At 65.7% G+C, this 17,835-nt stretch carries 20 protein-coding genes; 12 read left to right on the forward strand and 8 right to left on the reverse strand.

Translation table 11 applies throughout. The features are described 5' to 3' along the window. Positions 1–12 precede the first annotated feature (12 nt). Complete coding sequence (gene aroQ, locus BN60_RS08195; RefSeq protein WP_020695538.1) at positions 13–483, reverse strand: type II 3-dehydroquinate dehydratase; 471 nt, start codon at positions 481–483, stop codon at positions 13–15. A gap of 62 nt (positions 484–545) precedes the next feature. Beyond that, positions 546–1,007 (reverse strand): MarR family winged helix-turn-helix transcriptional regulator, encoded by a 462-nt coding sequence (locus tag BN60_RS08200; protein ID WP_020695539.1) that lies wholly within the window; start codon positions 1,005–1,007, stop codon positions 546–548. Positions 1,008–1,060: 53 nt separating this feature from the next. On the opposite strand from BN60_RS08200, the gene hppD reads away from it, so the two are divergent. Genes hppD through BN60_RS08225 form a run of 5 tightly spaced genes read left to right on the forward strand, consistent with a single transcriptional unit; the run spans position 1,061 to position 6,462 of the window. Further along, positions 1,061–2,152 carry a 4-hydroxyphenylpyruvate dioxygenase gene (gene hppD / locus BN60_RS08205; protein ID WP_020695540.1) on the forward strand — a complete coding sequence of 364 codons (1,092 nt, stop codon included), beginning with the start codon at positions 1,061–1,063 and terminating at the stop codon, positions 2,150–2,152. Positions 2,153–2,162: 10 nt separating this feature from the next. Further along, entirely contained in the window at positions 2,163–3,311 is a 1,149-nt protein-coding gene (locus BN60_RS08210; RefSeq protein ID WP_020695541.1) for a homogentisate 1,2-dioxygenase, read from the forward strand. 14 nt (positions 3,312–3,325) lie between these two features. Continuing rightward, positions 3,326–4,318, forward strand: a complete 993-nt coding sequence (locus BN60_RS08215; protein WP_020695542.1) for a fumarylacetoacetate hydrolase family protein — start codon at positions 3,326–3,328, stop codon at positions 4,316–4,318. Between the two features lie 30 nt (positions 4,319–4,348). Next, a complete protein-coding gene (maiA, locus tag BN60_RS08220) occupies positions 4,349–4,993 on the forward strand; it encodes a maleylacetoacetate isomerase (protein WP_020695543.1) in 645 nt (214 codons plus the stop codon). After that, positions 4,990–6,462, forward strand: coding sequence for a hypothetical protein (locus tag BN60_RS08225; RefSeq protein WP_020695544.1), 1,473 nt, complete (start codon positions 4,990–4,992; stop codon positions 6,460–6,462). The genes maiA and BN60_RS08225 overlap by 4 nt, the downstream gene beginning before the upstream one ends. Before the next feature lie 42 nt (positions 6,463–6,504). On the opposite strand, the gene BN60_RS08230 is transcribed toward BN60_RS08225, so the two are convergent. The 3 genes from BN60_RS08230 to BN60_RS08240 form a co-directional block, all read right to left on the reverse strand. Beyond that, positions 6,505–6,951, reverse strand: a complete 447-nt coding sequence (locus BN60_RS08230) for a hypothetical protein (protein WP_020695545.1) — start codon at positions 6,949–6,951, stop codon at positions 6,505–6,507. A gap of 120 nt (positions 6,952–7,071) precedes the next feature. After that, positions 7,072–7,851 (reverse strand): DsbA family protein, encoded by a 780-nt coding sequence (locus BN60_RS08235; RefSeq protein WP_020695546.1) that lies wholly within the window; start codon positions 7,849–7,851, stop codon positions 7,072–7,074. 23 nt (positions 7,852–7,874) lie between these two features. Further along, entirely contained in the window at positions 7,875–9,254 is a 1,380-nt protein-coding gene (locus BN60_RS08240) for a M48 family metalloprotease (RefSeq protein WP_020695547.1), read from the reverse strand. On the opposite strand from BN60_RS08240, the gene BN60_RS08245 reads away from it, so the two are divergent. From BN60_RS08245 to BN60_RS28730, 3 genes are read left to right on the forward strand one after another with little or no spacing between them, the layout of a single operon-like run. Further along, positions 9,241–10,617, forward strand: a complete 1,377-nt coding sequence (locus tag BN60_RS08245; protein ID WP_215905892.1) for a gamma-glutamyltransferase — start codon at positions 9,241–9,243, stop codon at positions 10,615–10,617. The genes BN60_RS08240 and BN60_RS08245 overlap by 14 nt on opposite strands. A 12-nt stretch (positions 10,618–10,629) precedes the next feature. Further along, positions 10,630–11,781 (forward strand): pyridoxal phosphate-dependent aminotransferase, encoded by a 1,152-nt coding sequence (locus BN60_RS08250; protein WP_020695549.1) that lies wholly within the window; start codon positions 10,630–10,632, stop codon positions 11,779–11,781. An 11-nt stretch (positions 11,782–11,792) separates the two neighbouring features. Then, positions 11,793–12,788 (forward strand): lysozyme inhibitor LprI family protein, encoded by a 996-nt coding sequence (locus BN60_RS28730; protein WP_020695550.1) that lies wholly within the window; start codon positions 11,793–11,795, stop codon positions 12,786–12,788. Positions 12,789–12,795: 7 nt separating this feature from the next. Here the strand turns inward: BN60_RS28730 and BN60_RS08260 are convergent, their stop codons facing one another. After that, positions 12,796–13,272, reverse strand: a complete 477-nt coding sequence (locus tag BN60_RS08260) for a nuclear transport factor 2 family protein (protein WP_020695551.1) — start codon at positions 13,270–13,272, stop codon at positions 12,796–12,798. Between the two features lie 70 nt (positions 13,273–13,342). Here BN60_RS08260 and BN60_RS08265 point away from each other — a divergent pair, with 70 nt between their 5' ends. The 4 genes from BN60_RS08265 (at position 13,343) to modA (ending at position 16,899) form a co-directional block, all read left to right on the forward strand. Continuing rightward, on the forward strand, positions 13,343–14,506 hold the full coding sequence (locus BN60_RS08265; RefSeq protein WP_020695552.1) for an acyl-CoA dehydrogenase family protein: 1,164 nt from the start codon (positions 13,343–13,345) through the stop codon (positions 14,504–14,506). Positions 14,507–14,517: 11 nt separating this feature from the next. Next, the gene (locus BN60_RS08270) at positions 14,518–15,579 is read left to right on the forward strand and encodes an acyl-CoA dehydrogenase family protein (RefSeq protein WP_020695553.1); all 1,062 of its coding nucleotides are present in this window, start codon (positions 14,518–14,520) and stop codon (positions 15,577–15,579) included. Between the two features lie 61 nt (positions 15,580–15,640). Continuing rightward, positions 15,641–15,877 (forward strand): hypothetical protein, encoded by a 237-nt coding sequence (locus BN60_RS08275; protein ID WP_020695554.1) that lies wholly within the window; start codon positions 15,641–15,643, stop codon positions 15,875–15,877. 230 nt (positions 15,878–16,107) lie between these two features. Then, positions 16,108–16,899: a molybdate ABC transporter substrate-binding protein gene (gene modA, locus BN60_RS08280; protein WP_020695555.1), complete on the forward strand. Its 792-nt coding sequence runs from the start codon at positions 16,108–16,110 to the stop codon at positions 16,897–16,899. A gap of 32 nt (positions 16,900–16,931) precedes the next feature. Here the strand turns inward: modA and BN60_RS08285 are convergent, their stop codons facing one another. Together BN60_RS08285 and BN60_RS08290 are read right to left on the reverse strand one after the other, a co-directional pair. Continuing rightward, on the reverse strand, positions 16,932–17,312 hold the full coding sequence (locus BN60_RS08285) for a hypothetical protein (RefSeq protein ID WP_020695556.1): 381 nt from the start codon (positions 17,310–17,312) through the stop codon (positions 16,932–16,934). A gap of 93 nt (positions 17,313–17,405) precedes the next feature. Continuing rightward, positions 17,406–17,753: a winged helix-turn-helix domain-containing protein gene (locus BN60_RS08290; RefSeq protein ID WP_020695557.1), complete on the reverse strand. Its 348-nt coding sequence runs from the start codon at positions 17,751–17,753 to the stop codon at positions 17,406–17,408. Positions 17,754–17,835: the final 82 nt, after the last annotated feature.

Genomic DNA, 17,835 nt, shown 5'->3' on the forward strand with positions numbered 1-17,835 from the left:
TCCCGATGTTTGTCAGCGTCCCAGCAGGCGCGCCAGCGCCTGAAGGGCGAGAAGATATCCCTGCGTACCCAGTCCCGCGATCACGCCGACCGCGGCCGGGCTGATGTAGGAATGATGGCGGAAGCTCTCACGCTTGTAGATGTTGGACAGGTGAACCTCGACGGCCGGCAGCTCGGCGGCGTTGAGCGCGTCGAGCAGGGCGACCGAGGTATGGGTATAGGCGCCGGCATTGATGATGATACCGGCATTCTTCTCGCGCGCGGCCTGAATGAGATCGACCAGCACGCCTTCGTGATTGCTCTGGGCGAACTCGACGTCGAGCCCGAGCCGCTGCGCTTCCGCGCGGCACGCCTTTTCGACATCGGCCAGCGTTTCGCGGCCGTAGATTTCCGGCTGCCGCTTACCCAGCATGTTGAGGTTTGGCCCGTTGAGCACCAGCACCGGCTTGGTCGCCGGCGGGCGCCGGGCGGCCTTTGCGGCCAATCCTGCCTCCCAGATAGAAGAGGCGGCGTTATAGCATGGGGAGTCCGGCCGACAAGGCGGCCTCAGACCCCCTTTCTCAACAGCTTGGCGTGTGCGAATAGCCGGTCACACAAGCCGTTGAGGGTTTCGCGCTCCTCCGGGGACAGGGCCTGGCAGAGCTCGGCCTCGTAGCCCAGAGCCAGCGGGACGATCCGGGCGTGCATGGCGCGGCCCTTGGCGCTCAGCCGCAAGGAGGCCCGGCGCCGGTCGCTGAGATCGGTCGCCCGCTCGACCAGGTCGCGTTTCATCAGCCCCGCCACGGCCCGGCTCACGGCCACCTTGTCCATGACGATCTGCTGCCCCACCTCAGAAGCGGTGAGGGGGGCAAAGCGCCCCAGCGCGGCCATGACCCGCCACTGCGTGACGCTGAGGCCGAACGGTGCCGCGTAAAGGTCGTGCAGCGATTCACTCACAAGCTGGGCCAAGATGGACAGGCGGTAGGGGAGAAATTTCTCCAGTTCGAGGGCTTGCAAAGCGTTCGACATAATAGTTACATTTGAAACTAATTCTGTTTAACGGTCAACCTCGGGAGGTCATCATGGCCAGCGCCAACGATCGCAATGTCCTGGAGATCGATGAAATCAATCCCATGGGGACCGACGGCTTCGAGTTCGTCGAGTACACCGCGCCCGATCCGGCGGCGCTGGGGGCGCTGTTCGAGAGCATGGGTTTCACCAGGGTCGCACGGCACCGCTCCAAGGATGTTTCGCTCTACCGGCAAGGCGATGTGAACTTCATCGTCAACGCCGAGAAGGAGAGCTTCGCCCAGGGCTTCGCGCGGGTGCACGGGCCGAGCGTCTGCGCCATCGCGCTGCGCGTGAAGAACGCGGCCTTCGCCTACAAGCGGGCGCTGTCGCTCGGCGCCTGGGGCGTCGAGGGCAAGGTCGGGCCGATGGAGCTCAACATCCCGGCAATCAAGGGCATCGGCGACTCGCTGCTCTATCTCGTCGACCGCTATGGCGAGCGCGGCTCGATCTACGATGTCGACTTCGAGTATCTGCCGGGCGTCGATCGCAACCCCAAGGGCGTGGGGCTCACCTACATCGACCACCTGACCCACAACGTGCATCGCGGCCGCATGGATGAGTGGGCCGACTTCTACGAACGGCTGTTCAATTTCCGCGAGGTCCGCTACTTCGACATCGAGGGCAAGCTGACCGGCCTCAAGTCCAAGGCGATGACCAGCCCCTGCGGCAAGATCCGCATCCCGATCAACGAAAGCACCGACGACAAGTCGCAGATCCAGGAATATCTCTCCGCCTATCACGGCGAGGGCATCCAGCACATTGCGCTGGGCACGCACGACATCTACGACGCCGTCGAGACGCTGAAGACCAAGGGCGTGCCGTTCCAGACGGTACCGGACACCTACTACGAGCAGGTCGACAAGCGCCTTCCGGGCCACGGCGAGGACCTCGACCGGCTCGCCCGCAACCGCATCCTGATCGACGGCGCCCCGACCGAAGGCGGCGGGCTGCTGCTGCAGATCTTCACCCAGACGGTGATCGGCCCGATCTTCTTCGAAATCATCCAGCGCCGCGGCAACGAAGGCTTCGGCGAAGGCAATTTCCGCGCCCTGTTCGAGTCGATCGAGCTCGACCAGATTCGCCGCGGCGTGCTGAAAGCTTGAGGAGGAAACCATGGCCAAGAACTGGATTCCGCTACGCCAGATCGAAGGTACCGCCTCGCGCCAAGCCCATGTGAGGCTGCCCGAGGGCACCTACGAACGCGAGATCAGCAAGGAGGGCTTCTTCGGCCCCTCGGCGCAGTTCCATCACAAGCACAAGCCCACGGACTGGATCGATTTCGATGGCCCGATCCGGCCGCGTGCCCTCGACCTCAACAAGCTCGCGACGGCCAGGGCCAACCCCTGGAACGCCGAGCTGGTGATGGACAATGCGCACATGCAGATGCGCATGTGGCGGCTGGACAAGGCGATGCCTGAGCTGGCGCGCAACAGCGACGGCGACCAGCTCCTGTTCGTCCACGAAGGCCACGGTGCGTTGTTCTGCGACTACGGCCATCTCGACTACAACGAGGGCGACTACCTCGTGATCCCCCGCGGGACGATGTGGCGGCTGGAGCCCGCCAAGCCCACCGTGTCGCTGATGATCGAGGCGACCAACGATCATTTCACTCTGCCGGAGAAGGGGCTGGTCGGACATCACGCCATCTTCGATACGGCGATGCTCGACACGCCGCGCATCGACGATGCGTTCAAGGCGCAGCAGGACGAACGCACCTGGAAGGTCTCGGTGAAGCGGCGCAACCAGCTCTCGACGGTGACCTATCCGTTCAATCCGCTCGATGCGGTGGGCTGGCACGGCGATCTGAGCGTGGTGCGGATCAACTGGCGCGACCTGCGGCCGCTGATGAGCCATCGCGTTCATCTGCCGCCGTCGGCGCACACGACCTTCGTGGCCGGCCGGTTCGTCGTCTGCACCTTCGTGCCGCGACCGTTCGAGAGCGATCCGGAGGCGCTGCGCCTGCCGTTCTTCCACAACAACGACGATTTCGAGGAAGTGATCTTCTATCACAAGGGCAGCTTCTTCAGCCGCGACAACATCCATCCCGGCATGATGACGGTGCATCCGACCGGCTTCACGCACGGCCCGCATCCCAAGGCCTTCAATGCCGCGACCAAGGGCGGCAAGATGGAGACCGACGAGGTCGCCGTCATGGTCGATACGCGCGACGCCGTCGATGTCGCGCCCATGCCGGCCGGCGTCGAGTTCGAGGAATACGTGAAGTCGTGGCGGCCGCCCGAGGTCAAGCAGGCAGCAGAGTAGGGGAAATCCAAACAATGAAGCTGGGATCGCTGAAGGAAGGCGGCCGCGACGGCACGCTGATCGTGGTCAATCGTGCCCTGACGCGGGCCGTGCGCGCCACGGGCGTGGCGCCGACCCTGCAACGAGCGCTCGACGATTGGGCTGCGGCCGAACCCAAGCTGCAGGCCCTGGCTGCCCAGCTCGAGAACGACAAGGCGCCGGGGGCGTTCGCGGTCGACACGACGGCATTCGCGGCGCCGCTGCCGCGTGCCTATCAATGGGCCGACGGGTCGGCCTACGTCGTCCACGTCGAACTGGTGCGCAAGGCCCGCGGCGTCGAGATGCCGCCGTCCTTCTGGACCGATCCGCTGATGTACCAGGGCGGTTCCGACTCCTTCACGGGCCCTAACGACGCGATCGAGATGGCGGACGAAGCCTGGGGCATCGACTTCGAGGGCGAGATCGGCGTGATCGTCGACGATGTGCCGATGGGCGTGTCGGCGCAGGCGGCGCGCAAGCACATCAAGCTTGTGACGATCTTGAACGACGTCTCGCTGCGCAACCTGATCGTGACCGAACTGGCCAAGGGCTTCGGCTTCTTCCATGGCAAGCCCGCGACCGCCTTCGCACCCGTCGCCGTAACGCCGGACGAGCTGGGCGATGCCTGGGATGGCGGCAAGCTCAACCTGCCGCTGATCTCGACCCTGAACGGCAAGGAATTCGGCCATCCGAACGCGGCCACGGACCTCACCTTCGATTTCGGCCAGCTCATCGCCCACGCGGCGCGGACCCGTCATCTGGAGGCGGGGACGGTCGTCGGTTCCGGCACGGTCGCGAACCGCGATGCGGCAGCGGGCTGCTCCTGCATCGCCGAGCGCAGGGTCCGTGAGACCATCGACGGCGGCAAGCCGGTGACGCCCTTCATGTCGTTCGGCGATCGGATCCGCATCGAAATGTTCGATCGTGCCGGCAAGTCGATCTTCGGTGCCATCGACCAGAAGGTCGTGCGCTACACGCCGCCCGCCTGAGCCGTGCTAGAGTGACCGCGGGAGGCGGTCATGAAGCTTATCGGCTATTTCCGGTCGTCCGCGGCGTTCCGCGTACGCATTGCGCTCAACCTGAAGGGAATCAAGGTCGAGCAGGCGTCGCGGCATCTGCGGAAAGGCGAGCAGTCGGCGCCCGACTATGCCGCGATCAATCCACAGAAGCTGGTGCCCGCCCTCGTTCTGGACGACGGAACGGTGCTGACCCAGTCGCTGGCGATCATGGAATATCTCGAGGAGACGCATCCCGAGCCCGCCTTGCTGCCCAAGGATCCGGTCGGTCGGGCGAGGGTGCGGGCGCTCTCCCTGATCGTGAGCGCCGACATCCATCCCATCCAGAACCTGCGGGTCATGGGCTATCTGCGGGCGAAGTTCGGCCAGACCGAGGAGAGCGCCTTCGCCTGGTCGCGCCACTGGATCGAAACCGGCTTCGATGCCTATGAGGCCACGCTCCGCAAGGATCCGGGGACCGGCACGTTCAGCCATGGCAATTCGCCGACCATGGCCGACATGTGCCTGGTGCCGCAGGTCTTCAACGCCGCCCGTTTCAAGGTCGACATGGCGCGCTACCCGACCATCCAGCGGATCTACGACACCTGCATGAAGCACCCGGCCTTCGACGCCGCCCAGCCCTCGAAGCAGCCGGACGCCGAACCGTGAAGAAAGCCGTTGTCGTTGTTGCCGCGCTCCTCGTTGTTCTCGTGGGGGCCGGCGCGGCCACCGTGCCATTTGTCGAGGACCACGCCGCCCGGCGAATCAAGGCGGGCCTGGCGCAGAGCGGCATCGACGTCGAGAGCGTCACTGTCCATCTGCTCGAGCGCAGCGTCGCCATCGACACGATGACCAGCTCCAATGGCGACATGAAGATCGGGAGCTGGAAGGTCGAGGGACTTGCATGGCCTTTCGAGGAGATCAGGCAGGGACGCCTGCCGTTCGACGGCCTGAACTGGGGCGAGCCGCTGCAGGCGGCACGCCTGCATCTCGGCGACGTGCGCCTCGCCGATCCCGACGAAGGCGGGGCCTGGACGGTCAAGGAGATGGTCGCCACCGGGGTCGACCTGCAGCGTTACGATCCGGTCTACGATGGCCCTTTTCGCGGCAGGGTCCTGATCGCCCGGCTTCTGCGCGCTCTCTCTGTAGAGCGGATCGAGCAGACCGAGCTTATGCATACGAGTTTCGACGACACGACGTTGTCTGCCCGTAAGTTCGTGATCGAGGACTACGAACAAGGCCTGTTCCGCAAGCTCGACCTCGAAAGCTTGAAAGTCGTCAGTGCCGGGCCGAAGCCCCAGGAACTCACGCTCGAAGAATTGCGGACCTCGGGAGTCGACCTGCGGCGGCAACTCGACCTTGCCGGCTCGATCGACTGGGAGCCGGGCATGCCGATCGGACGCGTTCCGGTCGCTTTCGCCGAACTGTCGGGTTTCGGCGGCAATCTGATGGCCCAGTACGGCCTGTCGCTGGGCAAGATCACCATCGAGACGAAGGCCGAGAGCCGCGATATCAGCCGCTCCCGGCTGCGCGTCGACGGGTTCGTCCTGGCGCCCTCATGGCGCAGCGTCGAGGCCGTCGCCATCCGCATGGTCCTGCAGGCGATGAACCTCGATGCCGTCAAGCTCGGCTTCGATTGCAGCGCCGTCGACGATCGTGCCCGTCACGAGCTGAGGGTAGACGACTGCAAGCTGGGCGGGCCGAACCTCGGCGACTTTTCCTTCACCGCGCGCATCGTCGATATCGACGAGGAATTCTGGGAGGCCGTCGACTTCGGCGAACTCTACGTCCTGCTCGGCACCAAGGCAGCGCTTGCCTCGGCCAGGCTGACGATCGCCGACAAGGGCCTGCTGCAGCGCAGCCTGCAGGCCAAGTCGAAGCTCGGCGGCAAGGATGTCGCGGCGGAACGTGCGGAGCTTGCTGGCGAGATCCGGCGTCACCAGCCGCATGGCGTACTGATCACCCAGGACATGACCAAGCTGCTCGACACCATTGCGCGCTTCGTCGAGCAGGGCGGTACGCTCACGCTCGACGCGACGCCTCAGCCGGCGCTCGGGCTGGACAAGCTGGAGTATCTCGGGAGGCCCGGCGCCGACTTGGTCAATGCGCTGGGCCTCACGGCAACCTTGTCGCGCTAGGAACTTGGCCCGAGAGCGTCGGTCAACCGTCGGCGGCGGACACTATTTGAGCCTGACCGTCGCCAGGGCCGTGGATACGAAGGCGAGGAAGACGAGGCCGGCGCCGATGGCGTGACCGTACTCCCAGTGGGTCCGGAACATCGCCCAGTCCGCCGGCTTGACTGTCCAGTTCGATGTTGCCTGGTTCGCCGGCAGGACCCAGATGAAGAACACGCCGAGGCTGAGGGCAATCAGGACTGCCGACGCGGCCGCCCATTGCGCGCTGCGGGGCGCCGTTCGTCTCTCCAGCCAGGCCAGGCTGCCATTGGCCAGGATCGCCGCGAAGATCGGCACTGCGAAGGCCGACCATCCGGCATAGATCGCCTGCACGGCGAAGTAGGTGCTCTCGTCGAGAGAAGCCTTGCCCGGCATCTCGAGCAGATGCGCCGTGCTCGGCACGAGAACGACTCCGGTGAGGAGAAGGGCGAGCAGGCGGAGGCAAGGCATCATTCACAGGTCCTTCCCGGCTACCGCGGGCCGCAAGCTAACCTGGTCCCTGCTCCTGTAGAATCAATCCCGAGCCCTCCCTTATGGGAATCCCCTCTCGATTCACTCGCCAATCATCACGTGCTAGCTCTTGCTCTTGCGGGCTTCCGCGATGAGCTGCTTCAGCGTGGCGGCGTCGATCGCGCCGGGCACGAATTGCTTGCCGACGACGAAGGCCGGCGTGCCGCGCACGCCGAGCGCGTTGGCCAGCGCGATGTTGCGGTCGATGATCTCCTTCAGCTTCGGCTCTTCCATGTCCTTCTGAAGCTGGGCGATGTCGAGGCCGACCGACGTCGCGATCTCGAGAATGCGGTCGCGATCGAGCTTGCCGTTGTATTCCATCAGAGCGTTGTGCAGCTCCGTATGCTTGCCCTGCTTGACGGAGGCGAGGGCGGCGAGGGCTGCGATGCGGGAGGGTTCACCCAGGATCGGCAGATCCTTGTAGATGATCTTGACCTTGCCGTCGGCGCCGGTGACGGACTTCACCGCCAGGTGCGCGCGCTTGCAGTAGGGGCACTGATAGTCGTTGAACTCGACCATCACGACATCGCCCGCGGGATTGCCGCCGATCGGGCTGTCGGCGTCGGCGAACAGCGCGGCGTCGTGCTGGCCGATCGCCTTCTGGGCAACGGCGTCGCGCTGCGTATCCTGCTTGCGCTCCAGCTCCTGCATGGCCTCGACCAGCACTTCGGGATTGGCGAGCAGATAGGCCCGGATTTTCTGCCCCAGGTCGGCCGGCACGCCGGCTCCGTTCGGAGCGGCCGCGGCCGGTGAAAGTGAATTGCCGGGCACGCCGGTACGCGTGGCGACCAGCGCCCCGACGACGATCAGGCCGAGGCAGATTGCAAACAGGAACGAACGCATTGCTATGTCTCCAGAGCCGGGGGCTACTTGCGCGGCCGGCTGTTTATATAGGCTTTGAGATCCTGCGCACGCTGCCATGCCGGTGTTCCGGCGGGCAGCTGCCGCACCGCTGCGTCGGCATGATTCTGTGCTTCGGCGCGCTGGCCGCGCAGGGAAGCCATTTCTGCACGGGCAAGCGACGTCATGCCGGGGTTGTTGAGCTTGGAATATCCGGAAGCCATGAGCCGCCACAACTCGAAACTTCCCGCCTCCTGGTACTTGGCCTGTTCGAGGTTTCGGATGGCCTCGCGCTCGTTCTCGACGTTGTTGGTATCGAGCAGGGCGCGCGCGAAGTCGATCTTCACGATGGCTGCGGCAGGCAGCAGCTGGACCGCGCGCCGATAGGATGCGATCGACTCGTTGGCGCGCCCGTTCTCGTAGAGCATCTGGCCTTTGACTTCGTGGAAGTATCCGTCGTTGGGATACTCTTTCAGCAGCCCGTCGATGGTGAGCAGCGCGGAGCCCAGCGCGCCCTTGCGATAGAGGGCAATGGCGCGGGCGTAGCGGGCCGGTACGGCGCGGTCGCCTTCGACATAGCGCGACAGGGCGAGGTCGGGTGCAATGAAGCCGTAGAGCTTGGCCACCATGCGCTGATGCAGCATCAGGGCTTGCGGCGAATCGGGCGTCTTCATGTAGGGGGAATTCTTCGCGGCTTCCTCGAAGGCCGCGATCCGCTCCGGCGTCAGCGGATGGGTCGTGAGATAGGGATCGCGCCGGTTGATGGCGAGCTTTTCCTCGCGCTGCAGGATGCGCAGAAACTCGATCGTTCCCGACGGCGACTGGCCGGTGCGCTGCAGGTAGCTGATCGCGGCCTGGTCGGCGGCGCTTTCCTGCGTCTGCGTGTACTTGAGGAAGGACATCAACGAGCCCGGCGCCATCGGCTTGCCGCCCATGCCGCCCGAGCCGGCTGGGCCACCAAGACCGCCGCCGCCGCCGCTCACGGCGCCGCCCGCCATGGCGCCGCCCGCCAGGATGGTCTCCAGGATCTGCAGCGTCGACAGGCTGCGCAGTTCTTCGTGCATGCGCGCCAGATGGCCGCCTGCAATGTGACCGCTTTCGTGCGCCATGACGCCGATCAGCTGATTGGGCCGCTCCGTGCGCATGATCAGGCCGGTATTGATGAAGATGCGCTGGCCGCCGGCCACGAAGGCGTTGAGCGAATTGTCCTGGACGAGCATGATCTCGACGCCGTTGGGGTCGAGACCGGCTGCTTTCCAGATCGGGACCGTGAAGGTGCGGATCGTGGATTCGATCTCGGCGTCGCGGATGAGATTGAGGCGTTGACCTTGCTGCGCTGTCGCGGCACGAAACGGCGCCAGCGCCAGGAAGGCGAGACAGATGAGGGTAGTGATGCGTCTGAACACGGGTGGCACGGCTCTGCAAAAGGCTAGAAACGGTCAGCGGTCGCGTCAATTGTACAGCGCCGCGCTAATTGCGGCTGCTGCCTTCTTGCTGTCGGGTTGTGGCACAAATGAGACGAGCCGGGAGATCGACCGGGCCAACAATGCCGCCAATCCGGCCGGTCTGCCGCCGGGGCGGCAGGGCCTTTCACGGGTTGTCGCGACCTCGTCTTTCGCCGCAGCGACCGCCGACGAAAGCCGCGCCGCCGAAATCGGCCGCGACATCCTCGCCAACGGCGGTAATGCCACCGACGCGGCGGTCGCCATGTATTTTGCATTGGCCGTGACCCTGCCGTCGGCGGCCAGCCTCGGCGCGTCGGGCGCCTGTATCGTTCATGACGACAAGAGCAAGCAGGCCGAATCGTTCGTCTTCGCGCCGATTGCAGCGCCCGGGCCGATCAAGGGCGCGTCGTTCTCGGTGCCGAACGGCGTGCGCGCCGTCACCTTGATGCATGTTCGCCACGGCTCGTCGCGCTGGGAGGCGGTGGTCGCACCGGCCGAGCGGCTGGCGCGTTTCGGCGTGCCGGTCTCGCGGGCCCTGTCGCGCGACTTGCAGGCAGGCGCGGGCATGCTCGGGGATAACGAGGCGCAGCGGATTCTGGGCAACGCTCGCGAAGGATCCAATCTCATCCAGACGGAACTGGCGGGGACGCTGGGCGCCATCCGCCAGCGCGGCGGCGCCGAGTTCTTCCAGGGTCAGCTCGCGCGGACCATCTCGGAACAGATTTCCCAGGCCGGCGGCAGCATGCCGGTCGATGTGCTGCGCAGCGCCGTGCCGCAGGCGAGCGCGCCGATGAGTGAATCGCACTATCGCCGTCGGGTCTACGTGTCGCCGGCGCCGATGGCGGGCGCTTCCGCCCTCGCCGGCTGGAAGGGCAGCGCGCCGGGCGGCGCCGTGCCGGTCGACTCCAACGGCTTTGCCGGTCTGGCCGCAGCCGATGGCCAGGGCGGGGCGGCTGCATGCGCTCTGTCGATGGGGCAGCTTTTCGGCGCTCGCGTCATGGTGCCGAACACCGGCATCCTGCTCGGTGCGCCGACGGCCAATGCGGCCGCGGTCAGCCCGCTCATCATCGCCAATCCCAGCAACGGCGAATTCACGTTCGCAGGTGCCGGTGGCGGTGCGGCGACGGCGGCCCAGGCGCTGGGCTGGGTGGCGCGCGGCGCGATCGAAGATGACAGGCCATTGGGAACCGTGCTGTCGCAAACGCGCGGTCAGGGCGGCTTCGTGAACGCCATCGCTTGTCCCTCTGGTTTGCGGGCGAACGGAAGTACCTGCCGTGCGGCCGCAGATCCCGCCGGCGCGGGCCTCGCTGCGATCGCGCAGTAAGCGGCGACCTTTATGTCGGGCAAGCTCTCGCGTCGCGCAGGCGGCGTCGATCCCTTCATTGTCATGGACGTGATGGCCGCGGCCGCCGAGAAGGAGGCCGCCGGCGATACCGTCATCCACCTCGAAGTGGGGCAACCCAGCACGCCCGCGCCCAAGGGCGCACTGGCTGCGGCTCATGCCGCGCTGGACAACGACCGCATCGGCTATGCCGCCGCGCTCGGCGTGCCGGCGCTGCGCGAACGCATCGCGCGGTTCTATCGCGAGGCCTATGGCGCCGAGGTTTCGCCGGACCGCGTGATCGTGACCACCGGATCGTCCGGCGGTTTCCCTCTGGCCTTCCTGGCGAGCTTCGATGTCGGCGATCGCGTTGCGCTCGCGGCACCGGGCTATCCGGCCTATCGCAACATCCTGACGGCGCTGAACCTCGAAACCGTCGATCTGCCGACATCTGCCGCGGATCGCTATCAGCCGACGGTCGAAGCGCTGGAAAAGGCCGGGCGCATCGACGGGCTGATCGTGGCGAGCCCGTCCAATCCGACCGGCACGATGGTGAACCGGGCCGAGCTCAAGGTGCTGGCGGACTGGTGCAATGCCAAGGGCGTGCGCCTGATCTCCGACGAGATCTATCACGGCATCGTCTACGAGGGCGAAACCGCCTCGGCGGTCGAGGTCACCGACAGCGCGATCGTGGTCAACAGCTTCTCCAAGTACTTTTCGATGACCGGCTGGCGTGTCGGCTGGCTGGTCGTTCCGCCGGATCTGGTGCGGCCCATCGAACGGTTGACGCAGAACTTCTTCATCTCGGTGCCGACGCTCAGCCAGTACGCCGCGCTCGCTGCCTTCGAGTGCCGCGACGAACTCGACGGCCATGTCCATCGCTACCGCACGAATCGCGACCTCCTGATGGCTGGTCTCCCGGCCGCGGGCCTGGATCGCCTGACGCCGGCCCAGGGCGCGTTCTATATCTATGCCGACGTCTCCCACCTCACCAACGACAGTCGCGAGTTCTGCCGGCTCATGTTGCGCGAGGCCGGCGTCGCGACGACGCCCGGCGTCGACTTCGACCGTGCCCGCGGGGCGGGGACCCTGCGCATCTCCTTCGCCGGATCGACCGCCGAGATGGAAGAGGCGGTGCGTCGGCTCAAGGCCTGGCGTCGCGCTTGAGGAGATTTGCGATGAGATTGTTCCCGGCGGCTTCTCTTGTCGTTGCTCTGACGATGGCTGCGGCGGCTCAGGCGCAGAGCGGGCCGAGCTTCGATTGTGCGAAGGCCTCCAACGTCGTGGAGCGGGCGGTCTGCAAGGACGCCGATCTCGCCAAAGCGGATCGCGAGCTGGCGGGCCTCTATACGGCGTTGCTGGGGCGGTTGAGCGGGCCGGCCAAGGAAAACCTGGAGAAGAACCAGGTGAGCTGGATCGTAAGCCGCAATCGCAGTTGCGGCGCCAGCGAGCCCGACATGGCGACCTACTGCCTCAAGAAGCGATACGAGGAGAGGATCGCCGACCTCAAGGCATCCGGCACGGGCACCTATCCCTTCGTCGAGGCGCAGACGATCGAGAAGAGGGGCAAGGTCGGCAAGGTCAACTATTCCATCGACATTCTCTATCCGCGCTTCGCCGGAAAGACGGCCGACTTCGCCGCGGTCAACAAGGTCTATGCCGACAATGCTGCCAAGGCGGCACGCGAGACGACGCCGACGGCCGATGCCGGCGTGGATCGGCCGCAGGAATGGTCGGCGATGGGCAGCTACGCCCTCTACCGCCCCGGCCCGGACGCCATCACGGTGGCGCTGGACTTCTGGAGCTATACCGGCGGCGCCCACGGCTACGGCGCCATCACCTGCAAGTTGGTCGATCTGCGCACGGGCAAGGCAGTGGCGCCCGAGGCGGTGTTTGCACCGGGCGATCAATGGCTGAAGGCGCTGGTCGCTCTCACGGCTGCCGATCTCAAAAAACAGTTCGTCGAGAATCCCGGCTTCGACGACGCCTTGAAGCCGGCAAGCCTCACCAAGCTGCTGCGCGAGGGCGGCCACTATTGCTGGCAGGCCGGCAAGCTGCAGCTCTACTTCAATGCCTACGAGGTCGGGCCCTACGCCGCGGGCGCCTACACGGTCGACATTCCCTATGCGCAGTTGCGCTCACATCTGCGCGCGGGCAGTCCGATCGCTCACTAATTCTCAGCTAGTGCAGCTTGCGGCGGTCGCGGGTCGCCGTCGGTGAACCCGCAGGCGCTGCGCGCTCGGTCGCGACAGCGGGGACCGGCCCCGAATGATGGCTCGCCATGTGCCAGCCATCGCTCAGTCGCACATAGAGATTGCTCGCCATGAGCTGGCCGTTGGGCAGGATTTCCCGGCAGATCACCAGTGCCAATCCAGGTCGGCCGACCACCCATTCCTCGGTGCAGCGCACGCGCGGCGCCTCGGGGTGCTTCATGATGGCGCGCCAGCTCGCCATGATCTCGGCGCGGTCGTGGAGCGCGGCCTGTCCGGGATGTAGGCAGACGACCGATCCGGTCGGTGCCCAGATCTGATCCATCGCGTCGGCATCGCGGTCGTTGAACGCGCGATAGAAGGCACGATTGGCGGCCAGCACCGCATCGCGTTCGTCATCGTCGAATTCCGCCAGGAGCGGCGGCAGGCGAGGTGGACGGCGAGGCATTCGATCCTCGAAACTCCCGGGTTGCGCGCCACAGGATTAGCCGACAGAGAAGGGGCATCCAACCGCCGAGATGATGATGTCCATCCCCAAGCTCGAATTCCCGCCGTTCCACCTGCCTGCCGAAGCCGAGGCCCTGCGCGGCGAGGTCCGCGCCTTCCTCAAGGAGACGTTGCCCGGCATCCAGACCGAGGATCGCTTCGCGAGCTGGAATACGCCGTCACCCGAATTCAGCCGGGCGTTGGGCGCCAAGGGCTGGCTCGGCATCACCTGGCCGAAGAAGTACGGCGGCGGCGAGCGCACCTTCCTCGACCGCTATGTCGTGACCGAGGAACTGCTGGGCAACAGCGCGCCGGCCGGCTCGCACTGGGTTGCCGACCGCCAGTCCGGTCCGCTTCTGCTGAAGTTCGGCAGCGAGCAGCAGCGCCAGGCAATCCTGCCGCGCATTACGCGCGGCGAGTGCTACTTCAGCATCGGCATGAGCGAGCCCGACTCGGGCTCGGACCTGGCTTCCGTGCGTACGCGCGCCGAGCCGGTTCCCGGCGGCTTTCGCGTCAACGGCACCAAGGTGTGGACCTCCGGCGCGCATCGCAACCACTACTGCATCACGCTGGTGCGGACCTCGGGCCAGCACGGCGACCGCCACAAGGGGCTGAGCCAGCTCCTGGTCGATCTCAAGACGCCGGGCGTCACCATCCGCCCGATCATCAACCTCGCCGGAAGGCACGACTGGAACGAGGTCACATTCTCCGATGCGTTCATCCCCGAGGATTGCCTGATCGGCAACGAGGGCGATGGCTGGCTGCAGGTGACGAGCGAACTCGCCTTCGAGCGCTCCGGCCCCGAACGCTTCATGCAGAACGTCTACGTGCTGCGCGAGCTGATCCGCGTGCTCGGCCGCCAGCCGGCCAAGCGCGCCAGCGCCATCGTCGGCCGTCTGATCGCGCGCCTCTGGACTCTGCGCCAGATGTCGACCGCGGTGGCCGGCATGATGCAGGGCGGCAAGTCGCCGGCGATCGAGGCGTCCCTGGTGAAGGACCTCGGCACGATCTACGAGCAGGACCTGCCGGAGATCGCACGCACACTGGCGGAGTCCGATGCCACGACCGAGGACGATCTCGCCGATTTCCTCGATATCGCTCAGTACGCCACGATGATGGCCCCGAGCTACACCATCCAGGGCGGCACCACTCAGGTCCTGCGCGGCATCGTTGCCCGCGGCCTCGGACTGCGTTGAGGAGAACGACCATGGACCGCGAAACCCGCGACATGTTGCTGGAAACCGCCGGCCGCTTCTTTTCCGAGCGCAGCGGCAAGGAAGTCGTGAACGGTGTCGAGAAGGGGGTATGGCCCGCCGATCTCTGGAAGGAGATCGAGGAGATGGGCCTGCCGCTGATCGCTGTGCCCGAAGCCCAGGAAGGCGTGGGCGGCACGCTGGCCGATCTGCTGGCGCTCCTGCGCGTGGCCGGCGAGCATGCCGTGCCTGTGCCGCTCGCCGAGACGACGCTTGCAAATCTCCTGGTCGCTGCGTCGGGCGGCAAGCCCGCAAGCGGACCTTCGACGCTGGCGCTCGGCGGCAGCGATCTGTCGCTTCAGGGCAATCGGCTCTCGGGCAGGGTGATGCGCGTGCCGTTCGCCAGCGTCGCCGACCGTTTCGTGTCAGTCGTCAGCGCCGGCGGCAAGCCGACCCTGGTGGTCGTGGCGCGCGACGAGGCGTCCGTCGAGGAGACGCCGAGCCATGCCGGCGAGCCCTACGGCACGGTGGTCTTCGACAATACGCCGGTCGAATTCTCGGCGGCGTCGGCGGTGAGTGCCGACCGCGCGCTGGAACTCGCCGCGCTGACGCGCACGATGCAGATGGCGGGCGCGGCCGACAAGGTGCTGGTGACCGCGGTCGAGTACTGCAAGCAGCGCGTCCAGTTCGGCCGGCCGATTTCGAACTTCCAGGCGATCCAGCACATGCTGGCGGAGCTGGCGAGCTGCGTGGCGGCCACCATCGCATCGGCCGAATCGGCCTCACGCGATGCCGACGAAGGCGGCCTGGCAGACGGCGGCAGCTTTTCGATCGCGGCGGCCAAGACCCAGTGCTCGGACTTTGCGCACCGCATCGCGGCGCTCTCGCACCAGTCGATGGGCGCCATGGGCTTCACCCACGAACACATCCTGCATCACTACACGCGCCGCCTCTGGGTGTGGCGTCGCGACTTCGGCAGCGAGGCCTTCTGGGGCGAGAAGATCGGCCAGGCCTTCGCCAAGGCCGGCCGCGACGCCATGTGGCCCGCTCTCACCGAGAGCAGATACGCCGCCTGACCGGCAACCAAGTCGGCCCTCATCCATTTTCTCCATTGGGATCGTGCCCAATGGAGAATCCATGGCTCGCGACGACAAGGCGAAGCAGGACATCAAGCGCGCCTATGGCCGCTACAGCGCCTCTGACCAGGCGGACAAACGCCGGCGCGACGAGCAGCGTGATCATGGCGTTTACGGCTACCCGCCGGACGATACTCCTGGCCAGGAGCGGGACGGCACGGCCCGCAAGCCAGGCGCCGGCCGGCGCCCGAGGAAACCGGCCCGTCCATCTTCCCGCAACAGTACCGTCAAACGCTGATTCAATGTGGCGTTCTTGGAGCCGGCCGCGGGATCGCGCGCCGTAAGCGCATAGGCATCGTTACAAATCTCCCTGAGAAGTAATGCCGGGCGTACGGGCGGGCGCTATATATCCGTTTGGGTATAACGGATAGTTTTTCATTAACTCCATAATTACTGTGTCCGCAATTCTATTGGATATCGATATATTCACTCTGATATATCGAAGGATCGGAATGCGGGGAGATCTTCATGTTGGCAACTCGTCGAGTTTTTGCGGCGGCCCTGGCCGCGGCCGCGCTGATGTCAGCTGCCGGTGGGGCACGGCCCGCTGAGGCCCAGGGCAAGGACGTCGTCATCCTCGCGGCCGCCAGCTTGAAGAATGCCCTCGATGACGCCTCGGCGGCCTGGACCAAGGAGACCGGCAAGTCGACCAAGATTTCCTATGCCGCAAGCTCGGCTCTCGCCAAGCAGGTCGAGGCTGGAATTCCCGCCGACATTTTCATCTCGGCCGACGTTCCCTGGATGACCTATGTCGCCGAGCGCAAGTTGATCAAGGCTCCGAGCCGGTCAGACTTCCTTGGCAATCAGATCGTGCTGATTGCGGGCAAGGATTCCAAGATCGATCTCAAGATCGACAAGGGCTTCGGTCTGCGCGCCGCGTTGGGCAACGACGGCCGCCTGGCCATGGGCAATGTCGACTCGGTTCCGGCCGGCAAGTACGGCAAGGCGGCGCTGGAGTCGCTGGGCGTATGGTCGTCGGTGGCCGATCGCGTCGCCCAGGCCGAGAATGTGCGCATGGCGCTCACGCTTGTCTCGCGCGGCGAGGCGCCGCTGGGCATCGTCTACAAGACCGATGCCGCATCCGATCCGAATGTGCGCATCGTCGGCGCCTTTCCCGACGGCACGCATCCGCCGATCATCTATCCGATGGCGCTGCTCGCCGGCTCGACCAATCCCGATGCGCGGGCCTTCGTCGACTATCTGAAGTCGCCGGCCGCCGGGCCCTTCTTCGAGAAGCAGGGCTTTACTGTACTGAAGTAGGAGCCGTCGCTTCGCTGCCGGCCATCCGACGCCTAGTTGAGCGCGGCCCGCGGCTGATCGACGTCGGTGTCGACCAGGGACGTGGCCAGCCCTCCGGCATCTTCGGGCGACAAGGCAAAGGACACCCTGAAGCCATCCGGTGTCGTCATGGTGAGGATCCGGCTGTCGCTGCCGGCCGCGGCCTGCAGGGAAAAGCCACCCATCGGGTAGACGACCTTCAGCGTATCGTCGCGATAGCGGACCTTCAGAGCCTGCTCGATGACGTTGGGCAAGGTCATCAGCAGCGAGCGCAGGCAATCGGTCGGTAACACGACCGAGGCAGGGCGGCCGTCCGTGTCTTCCATGACAATGCGAAACGAGTCGCCCGTGGGATCGACCTGGCAGGTGGTCAGAGCCTTGCCGACGATTTCCATGGCGAGATACCCGTGTTCGTGAACAACGCTATATTCAGTAAGATATAGCGAAGGACGGCGCAAGCGGCGCTCGGGCAGGGGGAGAGCCGGATGCTAGTGCGGCTTGTCGGCCGACGGGGTTAGCAGACGGGCAAGAGAGCGCATCTCGGAGATCGAGGCGCCGTAGGCGCGGCGTTCCATTTCGCGGTAGAGCCGCACGATGTCGTTGCCGATTTCTGTAACCACCGCGCCACCGCCGCCGCCGCCGCCGGTCTGGGCCGTGACGACCGGCGCACGAAACATCTTGTTGAGTTCGTCGATCAGCAGCCATGCCTGACGGTAGGACATTGCCAGGGCACGGCCGGCGGCAGAGATCGAGCCGGTCTCGTTGATCAACTCCAGAAGGCGGACCTTGCCCGGTCCGATGGATCGCTCTCCACTGAAGTCGATCCGCAGATGCAATGAAGTCTTTTCCGCAGTCTTGGCGGCTGGCTTGGCTGGCGCACGTCCCATATGCCGATTATGCGACGGGGCATGGAGCAAG

This window comes from Reyranella massiliensis 521, assembly GCF_000312425.1.
GTDB lineage: Bacteria > Pseudomonadota > Alphaproteobacteria > Reyranellales > Reyranellaceae > Reyranella > Reyranella massiliensis.